General features: G+C 68.7%; 13 protein-coding genes. 4 read left to right on the top strand and 9 right to left on the bottom strand.

Annotated elements, in window-relative coordinates:
- Positions 1–10: 10 nt before the first annotated feature.
- The 8 genes from ACQP2Y_RS15075 to ACQP2Y_RS15040 form a co-directional block, all read right to left on the bottom strand.
- Positions 11–1,033 carry a zinc-dependent alcohol dehydrogenase family protein gene (locus ACQP2Y_RS15075; RefSeq protein WP_433728491.1) on the bottom strand — a complete coding sequence of 341 codons (1,023 nt, stop codon included), beginning with the start codon at positions 1,031–1,033 and terminating at the stop codon, positions 11–13.
- Between the two features lie 34 nt (positions 1,034–1,067).
- On the bottom strand, positions 1,068–2,120 hold the full coding sequence (locus ACQP2Y_RS15070) for an XdhC family protein (RefSeq protein WP_433728489.1): 1,053 nt from the start codon (positions 2,118–2,120) through the stop codon (positions 1,068–1,070).
- Positions 2,120–4,315: a xanthine dehydrogenase family protein molybdopterin-binding subunit gene (locus ACQP2Y_RS15065; protein ID WP_433728487.1), complete on the bottom strand. Its 2,196-nt coding sequence runs from the start codon at positions 4,313–4,315 to the stop codon at positions 2,120–2,122. Before ACQP2Y_RS15065 ends, ACQP2Y_RS15070 begins: the two co-directional genes overlap by 1 nt.
- Complete coding sequence (locus ACQP2Y_RS15060; protein ID WP_433728485.1) at positions 4,312–5,292, bottom strand: FAD binding domain-containing protein; 981 nt, start codon at positions 5,290–5,292, stop codon at positions 4,312–4,314. The genes ACQP2Y_RS15065 and ACQP2Y_RS15060 overlap by 4 nt, the downstream gene beginning before the upstream one ends.
- A 4-nt stretch (positions 5,293–5,296) precedes the next feature.
- Complete coding sequence (locus ACQP2Y_RS15055) at positions 5,297–5,749, bottom strand: (2Fe-2S)-binding protein (RefSeq protein ID WP_433731955.1); 453 nt, start codon at positions 5,747–5,749, stop codon at positions 5,297–5,299.
- 275 nt (positions 5,750–6,024) lie between these two features.
- Positions 6,025–7,272, bottom strand: coding sequence for a multidrug effflux MFS transporter (locus ACQP2Y_RS15050; RefSeq protein WP_433728483.1), 1,248 nt, complete (start codon positions 7,270–7,272; stop codon positions 6,025–6,027).
- 471 nt (positions 7,273–7,743) lie between these two features.
- Positions 7,744–8,367, bottom strand: a complete 624-nt coding sequence (locus tag ACQP2Y_RS15045) for a hypothetical protein (protein WP_433728481.1) — start codon at positions 8,365–8,367, stop codon at positions 7,744–7,746.
- Complete coding sequence (locus ACQP2Y_RS15040; protein WP_433728478.1) at positions 8,364–9,923, bottom strand: hypothetical protein; 1,560 nt, start codon at positions 9,921–9,923, stop codon at positions 8,364–8,366. Before ACQP2Y_RS15040 ends, ACQP2Y_RS15045 begins: the two co-directional genes overlap by 4 nt.
- A 246-nt stretch (positions 9,924–10,169) precedes the next feature.
- On the opposite strand from ACQP2Y_RS15040, the gene ACQP2Y_RS15035 reads away from it, so the two are divergent.
- The 4 genes from ACQP2Y_RS15035 (at position 10,170) to ACQP2Y_RS15020 (ending at position 15,678) form a co-directional block, all read left to right on the top strand.
- The gene (locus ACQP2Y_RS15035) at positions 10,170–11,339 is read left to right on the top strand and encodes an STAS domain-containing protein (RefSeq protein ID WP_433728476.1); all 1,170 of its coding nucleotides are present in this window, start codon (positions 10,170–10,172) and stop codon (positions 11,337–11,339) included.
- 19 nt (positions 11,340–11,358) lie between these two features.
- On the top strand, positions 11,359–13,029 hold the full coding sequence (locus ACQP2Y_RS15030) for a hypothetical protein (protein WP_433728473.1): 1,671 nt from the start codon (positions 11,359–11,361) through the stop codon (positions 13,027–13,029).
- Complete coding sequence (locus ACQP2Y_RS15025; protein WP_433728471.1) at positions 13,016–14,233, top strand: hypothetical protein; 1,218 nt, start codon at positions 13,016–13,018, stop codon at positions 14,231–14,233. The genes ACQP2Y_RS15030 and ACQP2Y_RS15025 overlap by 14 nt, the downstream gene beginning before the upstream one ends.
- Positions 14,234–14,466: 233 nt before the next feature.
- Positions 14,467–15,678: a PQQ-dependent sugar dehydrogenase gene (locus ACQP2Y_RS15020; RefSeq protein ID WP_433728469.1), complete on the top strand. Its 1,212-nt coding sequence runs from the start codon at positions 14,467–14,469 to the stop codon at positions 15,676–15,678.
- Between the two features lie 6 nt (positions 15,679–15,684).
- Here the strand turns inward: ACQP2Y_RS15020 and ACQP2Y_RS15015 are convergent, their stop codons facing one another.
- Positions 15,685–17,103 (bottom strand): MFS transporter, encoded by a 1,419-nt coding sequence (locus ACQP2Y_RS15015; protein ID WP_433728467.1) that lies wholly within the window; start codon positions 17,101–17,103, stop codon positions 15,685–15,687.
- Positions 17,104–17,129: the final 26 nt, after the last annotated feature.

Here is a 17,129-nt window from a genome sequence, read left to right as displayed (position 1 = left end):
GCCGCATCGTTTACGGGCGCAGCAGAGTCTTGACGGCGTGGCGCTCGTCCATGGCCCGGTAGCCCTCGGCGGCCCGGTCGAGGGGCAGGTCCAGGTCGAAGACCTTGCCCGGGTCGATGGTGCGGTCGCCGATCAGCTCCATCAGGTCGGGCAGGAACCGGCGTACCGGGGCGGGTCCGCCGTGCAGGTGCACCAGAGCGCCGAACAGCTCCAGGCCCGGCAGTGCGACGTCGTGGGTCACGCCGACGAAGCCGACGTGCCCGCCGTGGCGGGCCGAGTTGATGGCCTGCATCATCGACTGCTGCGTGCCGACGGCCTCGACGACCGAGTGGGCGCCGAGCCCACCGGTCATCTCCTTGATCCTGGCGATGCCCTCGTCGCCGCGCTCGGTGACGATGTCGGTGGCCCCGAACTCGCGGGCCAGCTTCTGCCGCGACTCGTGCCGGCTCATGGCGATGATCCGCTCGGCGCCGAGCTGCTTCGCGGCGAGCACCGCGAGCAGGCCCACGGCGCCGTCACCGACGACCGCGACTGTCTTGCCCGGTCCGGCCTCGGCGGCTACTGCGGCGAACCAGCCGGTGCCCAGCACATCGGAGGCAGCCAGGTAGCCGGGGATCAGGTCGGCCGGTGGCACCTCGGGCGTGGCGACCAGAGTGCCGTCGGCCAGGGGGATCCGCGCGTACTGCGCCTGGGTGCCGACGGTGCCCATCAGGACCCGGTGCACACAGCCGGACTGGTAGCCGGCCCGGCAGATCTCGCACGTGTTGTCGGAGGCCCAGAACGAGCCGACGACGAACTGGCCCGGCCGCAGCGTGGTGACCTCGCTGCCGACCTCCTCGACGATGCCGACGTATTCGTGGCCCATCGGGGTCGCGCCGTCGAGCTTCTCGATGCCCCGGTACGGCCACAGGTCGGAGCCGCAGACGCAGGCCGCCGACACCTTGATGATCGCGTCGGTGGGCTGCTCGATCCGCGGGTCCGGACGGTCCTCGACCCGGACATCGCCCGGGCCGTGCATGACAACACCACGCATGATGATCTTCTCCTCGGTGTATTTTCTCGTCGTCTCAGCAGACCGCATCGGTCTCGCGCGGGGAAGTTCCTGCTGATGGGTGTACCGGCAGAGCACGCCAGGCAGGTTTGAGAACGTTCGGCGCCGGGACGGCGCGAATCGGCGCATCGGTGTCGCGCAGCAGACCGCCGCTGCGGCCGTTCCCGGTGGCGACGATCCCCGCCAGGATCGACAGTGCGGTGTCAGCCGGCGACGAGCCGCCCAGATCCAGGCCCGCCGGGGCCACCAGCCGCTCCAGGCCGGGCAGGCCGTCCAGGCGGCGCAGTCGTTGCCGGTGGGTGGCGCGGCTGCCCAGCGCCGCGATGTGCCCGGCGCCGCCGGAAAGCGCGGCTCGGATGCCACGGTCGTCGATGCGCGGGTCGTGGCTGAGCACGACCACCGCGTCCGATGCCCGCAGCGGGTGCCTAACCATCCAGTCGTCCGGCCAGGCCGGCACTGTCTCGGCTCCTGCGGGGAACGCACCGGAGCCGAGGTGCCCGGGACGCGGGTCGATGATGATCACCCTGCGGCGCAGCGGCCCGGCCAGCTCGGCGAGGGTCGCGGCCAGGTCGGTTGCACCGACGAGGATCAGCCGCTGCCGCTGCGGCAGCTGCTCGACGAAGGCGCCGGTCCCGTCCAGCTCATCGATGGTCGCGGCGGTCGACCAGAGGTACGGCGGGTGCAGCGCGACCCGTACGGCCAGTGGCTCGTCGCGGGCGAGGGCGGCGGTGATCGCCGTACAGACCGTGGCCGGCGGCACCGGGGTGACGAGGACGCGCAGCTGCCCGGCACAGGCCGGGGCGTCCTCCCAGGGCATCAGGTGCTCACCCGGTGAGACGAGCTCCAGACGCGGGGGCGCGCCGTCCAGCACCGCGGCGGCTGCGTCGAGCACGATGCCCTCCACGCAGCCGCCGGACAGCGAACCGCGCCAGGCGCCGCCGGCGGCGACCGCCATGGTGGCGCCCAGCGGCCGCGCGCCCGGGCCGTCGCGGCCGACCAGCCGGGCCAGCACGACCGGCCGGCCCGCGCGCCGCTCGGCATCCACGAAGGACCACACCTCGTGCAGCACTACCGCAGCATCTCCGCGGTGATGGGCAGTTCCCGGATCCGCTTGCCCGTGGCGTGGAAGACCGCGTTGGTGATCGCCGGGGCGACCCCGACGTGGACCACCTCGCCGAGACCCTTGACGCCCAGCGGGTCGGCCTCGCGGTCCTCGCCGTGCAGATAGATCGCGCGCAGGTCCGGCACGTCGGCGTTGACCGGCACGAGGTAGTCGGCGAGGTTGGCGTTGGCGATGCGGCCGTCGCGCGTGTCGGTGACGGTGTGTTCCAGCAGGGCCGTGCCGATGCCGCCGACCATGCCGCCGATGGCCTGGCTGTCGGCGAGCACCGGGTTCACGATCCGGCCGGCGTCATAGACCCCGAGCAGCCGGCGGACCCGGACGATGCCCAGGCGCGCGTCCACGGCCACCTCGGCGAAGGTGGCGGCGTAGGCGTAGAACGAGAACCGGGCCTCGCCGGTCGGCAGGGTGAACGAGCCGTCGGCCTCCAGGTGCTCACGCCCGTTCCGGTCGAGCAGCCGGCGGTATGTCTCACCGCGTGCGGGCCGGTCGCGCAGGGACAGCCGTCCGGAGCGGACGACGACGGTGGCTGGGTCGGCGCCGTACAGCGGTGACCGCGGATCCTGGACGGCGAGGGTGACTGCTTGGCGGCGTACCTTGTCGCAGGCGTCCTGGACCGCTGAGCCGACGCTGGCCATGGTCATCGACCCGCCGTGCGGCGGGGTCGCCGGCATCAGGGAGTCACCCAGCCGGAACCGGACCCGGCCCATGTCGACGCCGAGCGCGTCGGCGGCGACCTGGGTCATGGACGTGTAGGTGCCGGGGCCCATGTCACTGGTGGCGGATTCGACCACCGCGGTGCCGTCGGCGGACAGCCGCGCCCGGCTCTGCGCCGGGGCGCGGGCGGTGTCGTAGACACCGGCGGCCATACCGGTGCCGATCAGCCAGTCGCCGTCGCGGGTCGACCGCGGCGCGCGGGGACGAGTGCGCCACCCGAATTCACGGGCGCCGGTCTGCAGGCATTCGCGCAGCCGGCGGGTCGAGAACGGCAACCCGGTGGATTCGTCCCGGCTCGGTTCGTTGCGGTGGCGGAGCTCGACCGGGTCGACGCCGACCCGGTGGGCGAGCTCGTCCATGGCCGATTCGATGACGTGGACCGCGGTGGCGTAGCCGGGGCCGCGCATCCAGATGGGCGTGTTGGCGTCCACGGGCACGGAGGCATAGTGCTGGGAGACGTGCGGCAGGCTGTACATCATCTGCCCGGCGGGCAGGATGCCCTCGCTGAAGGCCTCGTACCGGGAGGTCTCGGCGCGGATGTCGTGGCTCATCGCCTGCAACCGGCCCTGCCGGTCCGCGCCGACCCGCAGCCGGTACTCGTACGAGGGCCGGAAGCCGGTGCCGAAGTACATCTGCCGGCGGGTCAGCACCAGCTTCACCGGCCGGCCGGTCTGCCGCGCGGTGAGGGCGGCGACCGTCACGTGCGGCCAGGCGCGCAGACCGCTGCCGAACGCGCCGCCGACGAACGGCGAGAGCACCCGCACCGAGGCCAGCGGCAGACCGAACACCGCGGCGAGTTCGGTGGCGGTGCCGGCGCCGACCCACTGGGTCTTGTCCCACAGGGTGAGCTGATCGCCCTGCCAGCGGGCGATGGTGGCGTGTGGCTCCATCGGGTTGTGGTGGTTGCGGGCGGTCCGGTACGTGACGTCCAGGCGGACCGGCGCTGAGGGCAGTGCCTGGCCGGTGTCGCCGCGGGCGTACGTGGTGGGCTCGTTGGCCGGTGCGCCGGTCAGGTCGAACGATGGTGTCTCGGCGGCGTAGCTGACCTGCACGAGACTCGCGGCGTGCTGGGCCTGTTGCAGGGTGGTGGCGACGACGACGGCGACCGGCTGGCCGAAGAAGTGGACGCGGTCGTCCTGGAAGACGCGCAGCCGCTGTCCGGGTGGGTTGTTCGAACCGGTGTTCTCCCGGTACGGCAGCCGCGGCGCGTTGAGGTGGCTGATGACCGCCTGCACGCCCGTTTGGGCGGCTGCGGCGGTGGTGTCGACGCCGGCGATGCGGCCCCGGCCGATGGTGGCGTCGACCATGACGGCGTGCAGGACGCCGTCGATGAGGTGGTCGGCGGCGTAGCGGGCCGCGCCCGTCACCTTGAGGCGGCCGTCGACTCGTCGTTTGTCGGCACCGACAGCGATACGGGGCTGAGTCATCGGGTTCCTCCCACGATCCGCAGCTGACGTTCGACGGTGCGCTGCAGCAGCTCCACCTTGAAAGCGTTGTGCCGTAACGGCTGTGCGCCGTCGGCGGCGTGACGCGCCGCACTGGGCCACAACGCGGCGGACGGTCGCTGCCCGATCAGGCGGCGTTCGACCGCGGCCAGCCTCCAGGGCACGGTGCCCACTCCCCCGGCGGCGACCTTCGCCGATCGGATCACCCCGTCGCTGATGTGCAGCGCCACCGCGGCGGAGGTGAGCGCGAACTCGTACGACTGCCGGTCGCGGACCTTGAGGTAGCCCGACGTCAGGGGCCGGGGATGCGGCGGGATGTCGATCGCGGTGACCAGTTCGCCCGGGTGCAGATCGTGTTCCCGCTGGGGAGTGCCGCCGGGCTGGAGCAGGAAGTCATCGATCGCTACCTGGCGGGCTCCGGCGGGACCGAGCAGGTGGACGACGGCATCCAGGGCGGTCAGGGCAACAGCCAAATCCGACGGGTGGGTGGCCACGCACGCCGGCGACGTGCCGAGGATCGCGTGGCTGCGGTTCCAGCCGTCGCGGGCGGCACAGCCGGAGCCGGGCTCGCGTTTGTTGCACGCCGCCGAGACGTCGCGGAAGTAGGTGCAGCGGGTGCGTTGCAGGATATTGCCGCCGAGGCTGGCCATGTTGCGCAGCTGCGGTGACGCGCTCAGCTCCAAGGCCTGCGACACCACCGGGAACGCGGTACGTACGAGGGGATGGCGGGCCGCGTCGGCCATGCGTACCAGCGCGCCCAGGCGCAATCCGCCGCCGCCGGTGGCGGCTATCGTGCGCAACGGCAGGGCCTCGATATCGACGATCTCGTCCGGCCGCTCGACGGTTTCGCGCATCAGGTCGACCAGGGTCGTGCCACCGGCGATGTAGCGGCCACCCCGAGCACCGGCCGCCAGCGCGGCCCGGGTGTCGGCGGCCCTGGTGTAGGCGAAGGGAAACACTGGTTCACCGCTTCCCGGCGGCCTGCTCGACCGCCCTGACGATTTTGGGATAACAGCCGCACCGGCAGATGTTGCCGCTCATCCATTCGCGGATCTCCGCCGGCGAGCCGGTGTGGCCCTCACGGATGCAGGCGGTGCCGGACACGATCTGACCCGGGGTGCAGAACCCGCACTGGAACGCGTCGTGGGCGATGAACGCCTCCTGCAACGGGGTCAGGTCGTCGCCGTCGGCCAGACCCTCGATCGTGGTCACTTCGGCCCCGTCCAGACGCACGGCGAGAGTGAGGCAGCTGTTGACCCGCCGCCCGTCGACCAGCACCGTGCACGCCCCGCACGCGCCCTGGTCGCAGCCCTTCTTCGTACCGGTCAGGTCCAGGTCCTCGCGCAGCAGATCGAGCAACGAGGTGCGGGTGTCGGCGGAGACCCGGTGCCGCCGGCCGTTCACCGTCAGGGACACCGCCCGGGCGGGTGCGCCCGGGGCCGGCGCGGCGCCGGCCGGTGCGTCGGTCAGCAGGCCGGCGGCCGCTGTCGCGCCGCCGACGGCGGTCGTCGTGGCGATGAACGTGCGCCGCGACAGCGGTGTCGCCGAGATGTCACTGGACACGATGCCTCCCTACCGGAATCGAGTACGAGGTCGGTTCCGAGCAAAGCAGCATTCCGATTCCGCAGGGATACTCTGTCGGTACACCCCACGGAAGGCTGCTTTTCGCTCGCTTTCCGCATTGACGCCCATCAGCGCAGCGTGGGCGCCGGTTCTGTCCCGCCCCGGGCCAGCACGAGCAGTCCGACCATCGACAGGACAGCCCCGCCGACCATGAGCAGCGCCATCGGCACCGCGGTGTGTTCGCCGCCGAGCCCGGCGATCGGGGCGATGGTTCCGGCGGCGACCCACTGGACGAAGCCGAGGACCGCTGAGCCCGTACCCGGATGCTCCGGCACCTCGGCCGAAGCCAGTGCACCGCCGTTGGCGATCATCAGGCCCTGGGCGGTCATCAGCACGAAGAAGCAGCCGACCGCGAGCAGCAGCGGGGTACCGAACCAGATCGCGCCGGCGAGCATCGCGCCGCCGGCCGCGAGAGCGGCCACCTGCCCGACGAGGATGACCTTGCGGGTGGCGACCCGGCCGGCCAGCCGGGCCGCGACCAGCGCGGCGACGGTCATCCCGGCGGCATTGGCCGCGAAGTCGGCCGAGTACGCGATCGGCGACATCCCGTTCATCGACTGCAGCACGAACGCCGACGTGGCGACGTACGCGAACAACGCCGCCATGGCCGAGCCGGTGACCAGCAGATAGCCGACGTAGCGACGGTTCGTGAGCACCTGGCGCCCGGCGACTGCGAAGGCGCGCAGACCGCCGCTGTGCCGCTGGTCCGGCGGCAGCGACTCCGGGACGGCGACCAGGACCGCGACCAGCATCGCCAGGCTCAGCGCCGCGACGGTCCAGAACGACACCCGCCAGTGCGAGAGCTGCAGGATGACCGCGCCGAGCAGCGGTCCGGCGATCGGGGCGACACCACCGACGCCGGCGACGACGTTCAGCACCCGGACGAGGCGGGCGCCGGTGGCCAGGTCCACGATGATCGCCCGGCCGATCACCATCGCCCAGCCGCCGGCGAAGCCCTGCACCAGCCGCGCCAGCATCATGACCCCGATCGACGGGGTCAGCGCGCACACGATCGAGGCAACCGTCATCACCACCAGAGCGACGAGCAACGGCCGGCGCCGGCCCCGCTGATCCGACACCGGACCGCCGATCAACTGCCCCAGGGCCATGCCGACGAAGAACGTGGTCAGGGTCAGCTGCACCTGCGTCGCCGAGGCGGACAGCTCATCGGCCACCTGCGGGAACGCCGGCACGTACATGTCGGTGGCCAGCGGCGCGATCGCGGTCAGGAAGATCACCGTGCCGATCAGCCCGGCGGTGAGCGCGGACCGGCGACGGGCGACGGGCTGTTCGGGTACGGAGGTCAGTGAAAGCACCCGGCCAGCACACCCCGATCGGACGCGGCGAGGAAGTCACGGCTGAGGGGTGTACCAGCAGTACACCGCTGGCCGCCTCATCAGAAGCGTTCGTGGGTGACGCGGAATCTTTCTGCGGGGTCCGCCGGAGTCAGCACCAGCTTTGTTGCCTGACCCCTTGCGGAGGCAGGTCAGCGTGACCAGGGCGCTTACATCGGAGTTCATCACCTGCACGGACATGGTGCCCGAACTCGTGAAGATGATCGGTGACCACGCCACCGCCGGCGACCTACCGTCCGAAGTAGATTCGCTCAGGGCGGCCGACCCAAGAGCTGACCCGCGACCGCAACCCGCGGGCCTACACCACCGCGCCGATCCCCCGCCGACCGTTCCGGCCTGCGCTGCCGCGGATCAGACCGTGTTCCCGAGCGAGTGCGCAGATACGTGATCGCGGTCGGGCTATTTCTACATCTCGGGCTCTGACGAGCGCGATCACCAGGGCCAAACACCGACGGTCACCACGCCGGTTAGCAGCATGAAGAACATGACCGCCGCCAACCGAAGAAGCTGCACGGCGCGTCTGAGCTGCTCGTACCGTGCTCGGTGCTGTTTTATGTTGATCCACAACTCCACCTGAGCAGCCAGCACGTCATCCGGCCGGGACTGACTCACGAAGGCGGCGCTGAACTCGCCGAAATTCTTGATACTCGCGACCGTGTCCGTCCCGTTGTAGAGGAAGCTCGTCGGCAGATGCGCCTCGCCGAACGTGCTCCGGCTGGCACGTGGGGTTGCCAGCACGCCGACCGCCGCCAGCAGCGACAGCACCACCAGCAGCCCGCTCGCGAGGGCACCGACGGCGAACAGCACGCGCAACACACTGGGCATGTCGGCCGTGCCGCCCAAGAGCTGGGCGATGATCACGGCGTTGCCCGCCGACAGCAGCGCGCTTGCACTGGTGACCACGGAGGCCCGAGTTGCCGTGGAAGCCCGCAGCCGGTCATATCGATCCAGATGCCAGCGTAGGGCCGACAGTTCTTCGCCGAGATCGCTTTGCGGGTTCTTTCGCCGTGGGTCCACTGCCGGAAGTCCGGGCGGATCCCCGTCCATCGGGGTCATCGCGATTCCGCGTCGAGCATGCGGGCTAGGTCGGGTCGCTCGATGGCGAGGAGGGCGCCGCGGAGCTCATCGAGCCGACCTCGCACCTCCAGCCATTCCCAGATACCGCGTGCCTCATCGCCTTTGTCGAACTTTCGACGGTCGTACGGCCGGATCACGAGCACGTCGGCCAGATCCTGCCAGCTGTCCGCGACGGCCTGACAGAAACGAAGCTTCACGAGCCCTGCCTCTGCCAAGGAACCCCCGGCGTCCGAGGAGCCGCTCCGGGATGGCATTTCGTTTGGGTGTTCCGGTCGCACCGCGGACGGCGGAGTATTGGTCGCCGCGCGCCCGTCCTGGCGATTCGGAGGAAGCAGACCCTCCGTGCACAGCGCGGCCACCTCCAGGTACCACCAACGCTCCTCCGCCGCCAGGGTGTCGTCGGCAACGGTCCGCAACGCGGAAGCGGCTAGGACCAAGATGTTCTGACGAATCCAGTCGCTGCTCAGCCCTCGGCGGATGCCCCACAAACCCGCCGCCTCATGAACCTTGCGGGCAACGTCGATGTATCCACTGACGGCAGGCCCCGGTAGATACGACTGCGGGCGCACGATCAGTTCAGCCAAGCTGGACCGGGCGGCCGAACGAGGAGCGAGCGCAGGAAGCCACGCGTCGGCCACCGACAGGAGCAGTTTCATCGGGTCCCGGGAGACCGGAATGTCGTGCGCGAAACGCCCGAAATCGATCAGTCGAAACTGTTCGGGACGGGCCTCGTCCTCCACCGGCACCAGGATATTCTGCAGATGCAGATCGCCGTGACCGTTGCCCCGGAAAACCTCCACCGGTCCGGCATCGAGTGCTCCGTCCATAAGTGCGATGGGGTTGGGCAGGGGATCGGGTCTCCCGGGAAGCAAGATCTCGCGCTCGTTGCCGGCCGTCCCGAGGCCTGCCTCCGCCAGGAAAGCCCGGAGTTTCGACACCTTGACTGAACCGAGATCGCGATGCAGGAACTCGCTCGGCACGACGGTGGTCGGTGCGGGGTCGTCGTCGCCGACGTTCAGCTCGTTGACGATCGTCCGCAGTACGGTCTCGCAATAGTCGCCAAACCGAGGATCGTCGATCAGCTCCGCGAGCGGCACCATGCGGGCGAGATCGGCCTGCGCCACCTCTTGCAGGTGGACGTACCAGCCACTGCCGGGCAGTGGCATGGCCCAGCGCGTCTCAATCATGTGTGCGGCGAAGAAATCCGGCGAGACGTGTTGCTTCGCCAGGGCGACGCCGCGTGACTCGCTAGGTCCCAGCTCCGGCGGCACGAGCTTGAGGACCGCTCCCTGCAACATCCCCTTCTGCGGCCGGAGCCAGACCACTGCGACGATGGAGCCGCTGCCACCGCTGGTCAGCCAGCTCCGATGGGTGAGGTCGAAAGGCTGTCCACGAATCCATTCGGCGAGCGCCTTGAAGAGCGGCGCGGGCAGGATCTGCTGCCACGGCTCGGGATTGGTGAGACGGCCGAACCGCTGGTCTGCCACTTGTCCTCCCACAACGACGAGATCGCCGCAAATCCAGATCTCAGGCAAATTGCGATCTTGATGCGGCGCCCTGTGGCGGTGTTCCTAGATCGATCATTGACGGCGCCGAGCCGCCAGGCAACATTTCACCGGCAACGTGATGGTCCGGCGTAATGTTGCGCCCGGAAGGACAGCATGAGTAAATGAACCGCGTTCCTCCAATTGATCTCGAACGCTGGCTATCATGGCGTCACGTCAAGTTCGAGTGGCGCTTAGGGGCGGGCGACTGGGCCACGCCCCCTGGGAGGTTGATGTATGGCTCGGACCGCGCGCGAGCCCTCGCGGCGCCGGACGCCGCAAAAGCGGGAGGTCGAGGTCAATGTCGGAACCGAGCTGCAGGGTCACGCTGTTCACGATCTCGGTCGCCTGCTGGCGGCCTTGCGCCAGAACTTACCGGTCTGCATAGACCTCAGCGATTGCGGCCGATTCGATGTCGTGGCACTGTTGCACGTCTTGGCGGTGGTGGCTGAGCGCAGGCGCAGGGACCTACCCACGACGTTCCGGCTACCTCGGGATTCCGAAGCGCGAGATTTTCTCCGGAAGAAGAGCTTTCCGTCGACTGTCGGATATCTGACCGGCACTCCATTTCGGTTCCTGGTCGACGATCACGACGTCCGGTATTTCGGTGAGTCCACGGCCGAGCCCCAGGCCGTTCCGGAGACGGATCCGTCGGCCGCCATCATCGAGTACCTGTCGAACAAGCGATTCTTTGCTTTCCGCCCGTATGGCATCAAGTCCGGGTCGGACCGCAGCACCTGCATCGAGACTGAGTGGGATCATTGGCGGAACCCACTCATGATGAGAGTGCTGGAGGGGCGGACCGAGACTCGGTCCGGCGGCTACCCCAAGGACTTTACTCGTGTGGTGGTGCAGGAGATGTTGGCGAGCCTGCTGCGCAACGTCGCCGAAGGCATGGTGGTGACCGGCTCACAGATATCGATGGAAGGCAACATCCGTTGTCTGACGGTGGCCGCCTGGCAGGGGGCCATCACACCGCGGGTCAACCTGTGCAGCCGGCTCTATCAGCATGCCGCCGAGAGGTCGAGCACCCAGGATGGCGTGCTGGAGATAGATGCGAACGTCTCCGGCACGGACATCGAGAGTTACGCTTGGATGACCGATGAGGACCGACCGTCCGGTTTGGACCGGGCGGGGAGCCAAGAAGGCGAAACGACGAAGTCAGTGGCGAAGCCGGTGGCATCGGCGGTCGAGTCGCATGGATCGCTCGATCGGAGTCTGCAGGCCCTGTACCAGTCAGTGACGAACGTCTTCGACGGCCGACTGGAATGCTGGTCCGGTGACCTTTTTGCGGGAATCGAAAAAGGAGACGAGAAGACGAAGTATCGCCTGGCACTGCGAGAAGTCCACGGTCTCGCCCTTCAAGGTAACATCATTGCCGTCCGCATACCTCTCGGCCATGCCTGAGCGGCCTCTCCGGCCGCGCGTGCTCAGCATCGGAAAGGCAGCTTCCGAGCGGGTGTCGCGGCAGCGCGCGGAGCTTCACGAGTGGATTGCTGATCACCTGACCAGGAGCATCTGCAGCTCTGACGAATACGACGCCACAGTTTATCTTGGGCTGGAAGAGCTTCTGCAGGAGCAGTACGGCCAGATCGGCGAGGCCCTCGAGAAGACCCTACCGCTCAAGGGCGACTCGGACGCGGTTCTCCTCGTTGACCTGACCGCGAACCCGTATGACCTGCTTCCTGATCCGCTCCTCGCCGCCGTCGGAGACGTCGTCACCGAGTGGTGCGGCGACGGAGCGCATCGAAGCGTCATCATTCTGATCCCGGTGCTGCCTCCGAGGGACGCATCCATTTTCTGGCCATCCGTCCTCGACCTGGTGGAGTCGGGGCGGCTGATGGTGGTCCAAAACGATGGTGTCGTCGTGGGCGCGGCGGAAGCAGAAATTGCGCATGGACCCATCAACGAGTACGCGGCATCGCAAGCCCGGCTATCCGGCTCGCTGGAGTCAAGAATTTCTCACAAGATGCTGCGCAAGCTAGGGCACTTCTCGATACCGACCGATGACGGCCCTCAATGTGCCCGCTTTTTCTTCGACTGCTCCCTCGCCCTCGACGACATCACGTACGCCATAGTGGATTACGTCCGACGTCGGATCATGCCCGCGCGCCCGAGCATAGTGTTGATGACCCACGGGCCACGGTCGGCCTGGTTGAAGGAAGCCGGGCTGAGTGCTGCACACCTGCTGGGCGCCGGCTATGTCGACGTATCGGACCCCGAGGCCATCATGCCGGGCCTGGCCGCAGATGCGATCGGTGTCTGCGTCTTCGACGTCGTGAACTCGGGCACGACGATGCGCTCGGTGCTGAGACGCTTGCGGGCCGCCGGCACCCCGTTGGCCTCACGGGCCATTACCGTGCTGCTCGATCGGCGGGCGAGGCCTGTCGAACCCGTTGACGACGTGACGCTCGAGCACTTCGCTCGCGTGGACGCGTCGAAGGTGGTCCGCGACGATTGCCCGCAATGCCGGATCGGCCTTTCGTTCACCGACCCGCTCGTCGAGAGGCAGCTGACCATGCGTTCGTTCGACGCGTGGGACATCTTCCTGCAGTTCCCGTGGGTCCAGGAGCCGTACGGGCCGAGCGGACTGCAGCTGTTCGACGAAGCCCCTGATCTGGGTGCGGCCATCAATGAGTACGGCGACTACCTGGCGTACAAGATCGAGCAGATCGTCGAGTCACTCCGACCGTCGAAGAACCTGGTCTTCGTGTGCCCGGAGGAGCCGCAGATCAAGAAACTCGCGGACCGGCTGGGTCCCCGGTTCCACGACCGATATGTAGCCGTCCACGTCCCTCGGAGCGCGCTGGAGCCAGCGTCCCAAACGAATTTGACCGAGGACCGTGCGGCCTGGGAGAAGCAGCTCGATCACCTACAGAAGGCAGAATCGGAGATCACCGTAGTGGTGATCGACGAGATGAACGCCTCCTCCACCACTGCTTCCAGTCTCATCCACATCCTGCGTAGCCATGGCGTCGAGCCGCGCGCCTACGTTCCCATCCTCGATCGGGACGACATGGCGGAAATAAGCGGGGTACCGGTGCTGCCGGTGTACAGCGTTCCGAGTCCTCGAAGGATCCCCGATGACGTCCGGTGACGAACCCGGTCCGCTGGCGGATCTCGAGGTTACGGAGACTCGGTCGCGCCTGCTTGAGCCGGCCGACGAGTCGTGTATCGCTCTGCTCCATTTCTTGCGTAGCTCCGATCTGCCAGCGGTGCCCCAGCGACTGCTGTTCGCGGATTATGCCGCGCGGCGCTTCTTGCTGATACCCGGGCTGCGCGCCGCGATGGACGAGGAGTTTTTCGCCCACTATCTACCCGACATGGGCCCGCTTCGCGGACTGGGCAGCCTCCGTGGAGCGCAGGAGAGCCTCACGGGGGACGAGACTCTGGCCCTGGAGGATCCGACCGTGCCGGGCCGCCCCGTCGGCCACCCGAGCACGGACGATGCGCAGCGCCCTGCACCTGGTGGCACGGCGCCGAACAGAACCGCCGGTGACCAGATAGTCGACCTGGTGTCGCGGCCCGTCGTCGATATCGCCATCATCGCCGCGGCCGGAACCGAGCTCCACGCCGTACGCGATGTGTTCCGCCCGGTGGAGAAGTCGTCCTCCAACGGTGGGCAACCGGTCTACCGCGCCACGGTGGCCCGGGATGGCTCATCCGACCAGCTTACGGTCGCCATCCTGCCTACCGGAGGGCACAGCGAAGCCGAGCCGGTGAGAAGCGCAGTCGATGTCTTCCAGTTCTGTGAGCCCGGTGCACTTTTTCTGGTCGGAGTGGGATCCGGCGACAAGAGGCGGGTGAAGCTCGGCGACGTGGTCGTGCCTCAAAGCATTCATCGGCATCCGGGCGGCCGGTTACGGATTCCCGGCGACATGCAATTTAACCTGGGCTGTTACGATCCCGATTCTGCCGGATTCCCGCGCGAGCTGCGGACAATCCTGAAGAAGGTCGGAAAGGATCATTTGCCTCCGCGGATGCCCTCCCGTTTCCAGCCCCGGGTCCTGTTCAACGCCGCAGTGCTCTCGTCGTCAGCGGCCCGGCCGGCAGGGAGCGGCCACGTCGCCGGCGGGCAGGTCGGCGAGACGGAGTTCCCCATCGCCATGGTGGACAACGACTCGTGGGACTTCGGCTCGGCGAGTAACGGCCGATGGTGGGCGATACTCAAGGGCGTCAGCGATTTTGGCGACCGGAAAACTCGCGACAAGTGGCATTATCTGGCAGCCGTCTCGGCTGCGTTGTGTCTGAAGAACTTCCTGCAGAAGGAGTACGTCCCGCCGCAGGGCCTGGTGTTCTGACGCGCGAGGGTCCTCTGCACGGCCACACGCTTGCCGGAGCCCGACAGCGATGACGGCGGTTGAGCAGCCCCTCGTGAGCGAGGCTCGGGCGCATCAAGAGTGAGCCGGGCGGGTACGCCCATGCGCCCCCGATCGGCGAAGCGTCCACTGGCGACGTATTGGATATCGTCAGTAGTCGATATAGTGTGGGAGCGCTCCCAGGTTGTGTCCTCCACTCTGCTCGAGGAGCCGATATGTCGCGACGACTCGTTCTGGTCCTGTCCGCGCTCCTGCTGACCTCGGTGTCGGTGCCGGGCATCGCCGCGGCCGGCCCGTCCCACACCCGAGCGGCGCCCCTCGCCGAGCTGACCGTCGTGTCCGAACAGGTGGCTTCCGGCCTGCGGCGCCCCGTCGCGATCACCGGGCTGCCGGACGGCCGCATGCTGATCGCCGAGAAGGACGGCACCATCCGCTCCTACCACCCCGACACGGGCCTGGCCGCCGAGCCGGTGCTCGACCTGACCGCCCGGATCGACACGTCGGACAACGAGCGCGGCCTGCTCGGCATCACGCCCGCGCCGAACTTCGCGCGGACCGGGATCCTCTACGTCGCCTACACGAGCCTGCCGGCCGGCACGCTGACCCTGGCCCGGGTGCCCCTCAACGCCCCGGAGCGGCTCCAGGTGCTGCTCACCCAGGAGCACTCCGAGTACGGCAACCACAACGGCGGCCAGGTGGCGTTCGGCCGCGAGGGCTACCTCTACTGGTCACTCGGCGACGGCGGGCACGCGAACGACCCGTTCAAGGCCGGCCAGGACCTCGGCACGCTGCTCGGCAAGATCGTGCGGATCGACGTCAACCGCGCCTGCGGGGCGAAGCCCTACTGCGTGCCCTTCGACAACCCGTTCGTCCGTACGGCCGGCGCGCGGCCCGAGATCTGGCTCTACGGGCTGCGCAACCCGTGGCGGTTCTCCATCGACCCGGCCGACAACTCGCTGTGGATCGGTGACGTCGGCCAGGGCCTCGTCGAGGAGGTCGACCACATCCGCCCGTCGCAGCGCGGCGCGAACCTCGGCTGGTCCTGCCGCGAGGGCACCCCGGTGTTCGACCCGCAGCAGTGCACGCCGGGCGGCAAGTACACCGACCCGGTCTTCGAGTACGAACACTTCATGACGGAAGGCTGCTCGGTGACCGGCGGTGTGGTGTACCGAGGGTCCCGCACGCCCGAGGCCCGGGGCACCTACATCGCGAGCGACTACTGCTCGACCCTCGCCTTCGCGGTGCGTCCCAAGCCCGGGGGCGGCTACGAGTCCGCCACGATCGGCCGCTTCCCCACCCAGCCGACCGCGTTCGGCACCGACGTGCAGGGCGAGCTGTACGTGCTCAGCGACCTCCCGGGCTGGCTGAATCGGGTGCACTTCGAGCGCGTCCAGCCACCCTCGAGCGCTGCGGTGGCGAACCGCTGAATCGCGCTATCGGGCCGGAGCGGGTGACGCTGTGGCTGATTCCTCGGTCACTTTGTCCGCCGAGCGGGGGATCAGGCCGGCCAGCACCACCATGACCACGGACACCAGCAGCATGGCGATGAAGATGCGGTGCACGGCGTCGGTCAGCCGGGCCGGGTCGACGGCGCCGCGGCCGACCACCGCGTTGGCCATCGCGCCGAAGACCGCGACGCCCAGGGCGCTGCCCAGCGAGCGGAGGAAGATGTTGTTCGCGGTCACCACCCCGCGTTCGGTCCAGCCGACGCTGGACTGCGCGGCGATCAGCGTGGGCGCCGCGGTCAGGCCCATGCCCAGCCCGATGACCAGGCAATAGGCGCCCACCTCATAGACCGAGGACTGCTGGTCGAGCAGCAGCAACAACGCGACCCCGCCGACCACCAGCGACGAGCCGATCAGGGCGCAGCCGCGGAAGCCGACCCGCAGGTACACCTTTCCGGCCTGGCTGGCGGAGATCGGCCAGCCGATGGTGAGCGCGCCCAGGGCGAGACCGGCCACCAGCGGGCCGGTGCCGAGCGCTTCCTGCGCGTACACGGGAATGTAGGAACTGAGGCCGAGCAGGATCGCCCCGACGCCCACCGCCAGGAAGCCGCTGCTGAGCAGCAGCCGGCGGCGGAAGATCCACAGCGGCAGCACCGGGTCGGGCGCGGAGCGCTCGACGAAGCCGAACGCGACCAGCAGGACCACCCCGGCGCCGAGGACCGCGATGCCGATCGGCGAGGTCCAGGCCCAGGCCTGTCCGCCCTCCAGCACGCCCAGGATCACCAGGGTGAGACCGGCCGCGAGCAGGCCCGCGCCGCGATAGTCGACGGCCGGGCGCCGCCGCTCGATGCGCTCGTGGAAGCGGCGCAGGATCATGGCGCCGGCCAGCAGGCAGATGGGGATGTTGACGAAGAAGATCCAGCGCCACGACACCCACTCGGAGAACACTCCGCCCAGCGTCGGCCCGACCACGGACGCGACGCCCCAGACGCTGGCCACGTACCCCTGGACCTTGGCCCGCTCGCGGACCGAGTAGAGGTCGCCGATGATCGTGATGGTGGTCGGCATGATCGCCCCGGCGCCGAGACCCTGCAGCACCCGGAAGACGATCAACGGCACGATGCTCCAGGCGATTCCGCACAGGATCGAGCTGACCAGGAACAACCCGATCCCCCACAGGATCACCGGCTTGCGCCCGAACAGGTCGTTGAGCTTGCCGTAGATCGGCACCGACACGGCCTGGGCCAGCAGGTAGACGGAGAAGAGCCAGGGGAACTCGGTGAAGCCGCCGATGTCGCGGACGATGGACGGCACCGCGGTGGCGATGATCGTCGAGTCGATGGCGATGAGGCCGGTGGAGAGCATCATGGCCAGCAGGACCGGGCCGCGGGCGGAACGCAGCCCCACATTGTTCTCCGTCACCGTGACGATCT

This window comes from Actinoplanes sp. CA-051413 (assembly GCF_050955795.1).
Taxonomy (GTDB): Bacteria; Actinomycetota; Actinomycetes; order Mycobacteriales; family Micromonosporaceae; genus Actinoplanes.
The sequence above is the reverse complement of the archived record's forward strand: the minus strand, read 5'-3'. Positions and strand labels throughout refer to the sequence as shown.